The organism is Inquilinus limosus MP06, from assembly GCF_000767795.1.
Lineage (GTDB): Bacteria > Pseudomonadota > Alphaproteobacteria > DSM-16000 > Inquilinaceae > Inquilinus > Inquilinus limosus_E.
Genome location: NZ_JANX01000892.1, coordinates 1 through 1,665, shown reverse-complemented (window position 1 = coordinate 1,665; position 1,665 = coordinate 1). Strand labels below are relative to the sequence as shown.

The following is a 1,665-nucleotide window of genomic DNA, read 5'->3' as shown; positions in this document are numbered from 1 at the left end:
CTCCCAGCGGGCGACGACGACCGCCGCCACGGCGTTGCCGACGATGTTGGTCAGCGCCCGGCACTCCGACATGAAGCGGTCGACGCCGAGGATCAGCGCCATGCCGGCGACCGGCACGGTCGGCACCACCGACAGCGTCGCCGCCAGGGTGATGAAGCCCGAGCCGGTGACGCCGGCCGCGCCCTTGGAGCTGAGCATCGCCACCAGCAGCAGCAGGATCTCGTCGCCATAGGACAGGTGCGTGTTCGTCGCCTGGGCGATGAACAGCGCCGCCATGGTCATGTAGATGTTGGTGCCGTCGAGGTTGAAGGAATAGCCGGTCGGGATCACCAGGCCGACCACCGGCTTGGCGCAGCCCGCGCGCTCCATCTTCTCCATCAGCGACGGCAGCGCCGCCTCCGACGAGCTGGTGCCCAGCACCAGCAGCAGCTCGGCCTTGATGTAGCGGATCAGCGCCAGCACCGAGAAGCCGTTGTAGCGGGCGACGGCGCCGAGCACGACGACCACGAAGATGATCGCGGTGACGTAGAAGGTGCCGACCAGGAAGGCCAGGTTGATCACCGAGCCGATGCCGAACTTGCCGATGGTGAAGGCCATGGCGCCGAAGGCGCCGATCGGGGCCGCCTTCATCAGGATGGCGACGACCTTGAACACGGCGCCCGACACCGCCTTCAGGAAGTTCAGCACGGGCGCGCCCTTCTCGCCGGTCATGGCGAGGCCGATGCCGAACAGGACCGAGACGAACAGCACCTGCAGGATGTCGCCGCCGACGAAGGCGCTGACCATCGTCGTCGGGATGACGTTCAGGAGGAAGCCGACGATCGACTGGTCATGCGCCTGGGTGGTGTATTTCTCCACCGCCTTCGGGTCCAGCGTCGCCGGGTCGATGTTCAGGCCGGCGCCCGGCTGGACCAGATTGGCGATCACCAGGCCGACGATCAGCGCCAGGGTCGAGAACACCAGGAAGTAGATCATCGCCTTGGCGCCGACCCGGCCGACCTTCTCCAGGTCGTGCATGCTGGCGATGCCGGTGACGACGGTCAGGAAGATGACCGGCGCGATGATCATCTTCACCAGCTTGATGAAGCCGTCGCCCAGCGGCTGCAGCGACGCCCCGGTCTCCGGCCAGAAATGGCCGAGCAGCACGCCGATCACCACCGCGATCAGCACCTGGACGTAGAGATGGCGGTAGAAGGGCACGGGCGGACGCGGCGTCGCGTCGGCGGCGTGAGAGGCCATGGCACACACTCCTCGGGGCACGGGCCGCGATGATCGCGGCCGGGCCGGCAATGGGGTTTCCTGCCGCCCCGGGGATGCCCTTCTTGCGGACGGCCCTCCCCATGTCGCAAGTGCCGTGCCAGACGAGGCGTTCCTGCCCGAATTCCGCCATGTTGTTGATTGGAAAGGACCCTTCCTCCGAGAGAGGCGGCGGCCGAGGGCGGATCTGTGCGGAAATCCACACAGGACGGCCTGAGAGAAGGCGGGGACCCGCACACATTCAAGCGATATCGCCTTCCTGGCACCGTCAGTGCGAGCGCAGCGAAGCAATCCATGCAGCCCTTGCGGGACGGTGGATTGCTTCGTCGGCTTCGCCTCCTCGCAATGACGGTAGGGGTGGCGTTGTGGGAGAGGCAACGCCCGGATCACGGTGCTAGACTCTCCCGC

At 66.8% G+C, this 1,665-nt stretch carries 1 protein-coding gene; it reads right to left on the bottom strand.

Annotated elements, in window-relative coordinates; translation table 11 throughout:
• On the bottom strand, positions 1-1,239 hold a 1,239-nt coding region (locus P409_RS33670), incomplete at its 3' end, for a dicarboxylate/amino acid:cation symporter (protein ID WP_034848951.1).
• Positions 1,240-1,665: the final 426 nt, after the last annotated feature.